This is a genomic window from Clostridium tanneri (genome assembly GCF_033659955.1).
GTDB classification, from domain to species: Bacteria; Bacillota; Clostridia; order Clostridiales; family Clostridiaceae; genus Clostridium_AM; species Clostridium_AM tanneri.
Genome location: NZ_JARUJP010000053.1, coordinates 1 through 2,871 on the forward strand (window position 1 = coordinate 1; position 2,871 = coordinate 2,871).

3 protein-coding genes are annotated in these 2,871 nt (G+C 30.4%); all 3 read right to left on the minus strand.

Annotation, left to right across the window (positions count from 1 at the left end; translation table 11 throughout):
- Positions 1-633: 633 nt before the first annotated feature.
- Genes folK through folE form a run of 3 tightly spaced genes read right to left on the minus strand, consistent with a single transcriptional unit; the run spans position 634 to position 2,549 of the window.
- Positions 634-1,455: a 2-amino-4-hydroxy-6-hydroxymethyldihydropteridine diphosphokinase gene (gene folK, locus P8V03_RS18740; RefSeq protein WP_318799336.1), complete on the minus strand. Its 822-nt coding sequence runs from the start codon at positions 1,453-1,455 to the stop codon at positions 634-636.
- 41 nt (positions 1,456-1,496) lie between these two features.
- Positions 1,497-1,976, minus strand: coding sequence for an HD domain-containing protein (locus P8V03_RS18745; protein WP_261673626.1), 480 nt, complete (start codon positions 1,974-1,976; stop codon positions 1,497-1,499).
- Positions 1,977-1,994: 18 nt separating this feature from the next.
- Positions 1,995-2,549, minus strand: coding sequence for a GTP cyclohydrolase I FolE (folE, locus tag P8V03_RS18750; RefSeq protein WP_318799337.1), 555 nt, complete (start codon positions 2,547-2,549; stop codon positions 1,995-1,997).
- Positions 2,550-2,871: the final 322 nt, after the last annotated feature.

Here is a 2,871-nt window from a genome sequence, read left to right on the forward strand (position 1 = left end):
ACTCTCAATTTAAAAGTTTGTGACTCATTACTATTTTGTTACTTTAAAAGTAACTCAAAGAATTGCTGGTTTATTTTAAAAACAAGTTTTACTTATCTTTATCTCTGTTTAATTTTCAAGGATCATTTAACTTAATTTTGAACACTTAATCATTTTATCAAATATCCTTAAGTTTGTCAAGAACTTTGTAAATATTTTTTATTTTCTGTCGTTCATTGACAGCTTAACTATAATATCATGAAAAATATCATTTGTCAATAACTTTTTCAATAAGTTTTTATCGACATTTATAAGCTTTAATGACAACTAAGTTCTTATTCGCTAACCTCAGCGACGAATGTTATGATACCATTTTTAAAAACACATCATTACTCTTTATATAGTTAAAATATTAAATTAAGTCATTAATTCTATTCCTATCTAACAAATTCTTCATATTTATTATACTGACACACCAGATTAGGTTTACGCCTGTTAATATAAAGTTTTTATTTGTTTTAGCTTCAATGCTATATAAATTCTCCTCTAAGCTTTATGATTTTTAGTGAATTTCTATACTAATCTTCCTGTAGACTTAAAACAAAAGGGACAGCTCAAAGTTTTTTCTTTGAACCATCCCTATGATTATTAAAACTATTTACTCTCAGAAACTAAATTCAATAGCTCTATAACTCTTTTATTTAATATTGGATGTATCAAGTATGGCGCAATATCTGCCAAAGGTCTTAGTACAAATTCTCTCTCATGCATTCTCGGGTGTGGTAGGATTATTTCCTCTTCACAAGTAATTAAGTTGTCATAAAACAATACATCTAAATCTATAGTCCTTGGCCCCCACTTTATTATTCTCTCACGCTTTAGTTCTTTTTCTTTTCCTAGTAAAAGTTTCATTAGCTTATTAGGAGATAAAAGTGTTTTTACTTCTAAGGCACCGTTTAGAAACTTATCTTGGTCTAAGTATCCCACCGGTTCTGTTTCATAGAAGTTAGATACCTTAGTTACTTTACTAGAAATAGATTCATTTATAAGTTCAATAGCAGAATTTAAGTTCTGCTCTCTACGACCCATATTAGAACCTATTGCAACATATGCGGTATGCCATCCCCTATCAATCTCCACTGCTGCATAGTCTACAGGCTTTCCAATAGGAGCCCATGGCTTTTTAATTTGAACCTTAATCCTGTTCACTAGGTCATATTTTAGTAAAATAAATTCAGCCAACTTTTCTGCTGCTTTTTCTATTAAATCATACTTTTCTTTCTTAAACTGATCTTCAACATCAAAACACAATTGTGCGTAGTTAACAGTCTTTGTTAGATCATCAGTTTCTCCGGCCTCTTGTAAGTCTAGAAAAAGCTCTAAAGATATAATAAATCTTTGTCCCATATCCTTTTCCTGCTGATTTACTCCGTGAAATCCATAAACCTGTAGATCTTTTACGTATATTCTATCCATTATTTAACCTCGCTTTAGTATAATTCAGTCATCGATATATTCTAGTAAGTGATTTTATAATTTTTTTTCTCTTCAGACCACTTACACTCTTTTGCAGCTGCACAAGAAAAACATGTCCGCGAAAGTTTATCACTTAAATAAAATATTTCATCAAAGGTTTCTTTTTCTTCTAATCCACCTCTATGTTTCAAGATAGCTCCTAAAACTACTTTTCTATCTTCTTCTATGAAGCCGCATTCTACTAGTATTTCTTCTGCTAACCTGTAGCTAGCTACTTCATGTGGAGTGCCGTCCTTATATTGCATCCACCTTCCTATATCATGAAGTAATGCCGCTGCATAAACTATCTGCTTATCTATTTCTATATGCTTTTCCAAAAACATAATATATGCTATCCTTGCTACATCCAAAAAATGCCCTATATCATGTTTACAAAAGACTCTATCTCCTTCGTACTCTTCGTTTCGCTTTAGGTACTCTCTATATTTACTGCTATTTAGAATAGCATTTACCTTATTCAAATACAACGCCTCTCCCTATTAAATTTTAATCATTCTGTATACTTCTTCTCTAAGAGATAAATCTTCTTTAAACTTGCCTTTAGTAACAACTGTTACAGTCTTACTTCCTGGTTTTTTAACACCTCTCATAGTCATACACATATGTTCAGCTTCTACTACTACCATTACCCCTTTAGCATCTAAATGCTCCATAATTGCATCTGCAACCTGAGTAGTCATTCTTTCTTGAAGTTGAGGTCTTTTAGCAAAGACTTCTACTGTTCTTGCTAACTTGCTTAAACCTGCAACCTTTCCACTTGGTATATATGCTACATGAGCTCTTCCATAGAATGGCACAAAATGATGCTCACACATAGAATAGAACTTTATATCTTTTTCTAAAATTATATCATCACTATCTGCAGTAAAAGTTTTCTTTAAATGTTCTTCCGGAGATGTATTTATTCCTGAAAAAATTTCTTTATACATTCTTGCAATTCTATCTGGAGTTTCTAGTAATCCTTCTCTTTTCGGATCCTCCCCTATAGCTTCGATAATCATTCTAACTGCTGCTCTGATTTTACTCTCGTCTATCATAATATTCTATTGAACTCTTCCTTTTCTAAAGAATCTGTTCAATAATCCTCCTCTCATGTTGAAAGATTTTTATAGCTGTTAAACTTTTTGTAATTTATAGATTAAATAAATATTTCACAATATTATCATAAATTATAACATTTTAATCATAAATTTACAAGAAGGTTGAACCCACTATAAAACAATTATAACATTTTTTAGTTAATTCCAATAATTTCTTAAAATTAATGCCGTATAGGTATAATTATAATATACATTTTGTAACTTATAAATATATTTTTATGTATAAAAAAAAGCACTTCATTAAATAATGAAGCGC

What these genes read in the sequence shown, in the direction of transcription:
- folK (WP_318799336.1), bottom strand. Translation starts at nt 1,455, where the DNA reads ATGGATAGAATATACGTAAAAGATCTACAGGTTTATGGATTTCACGGA.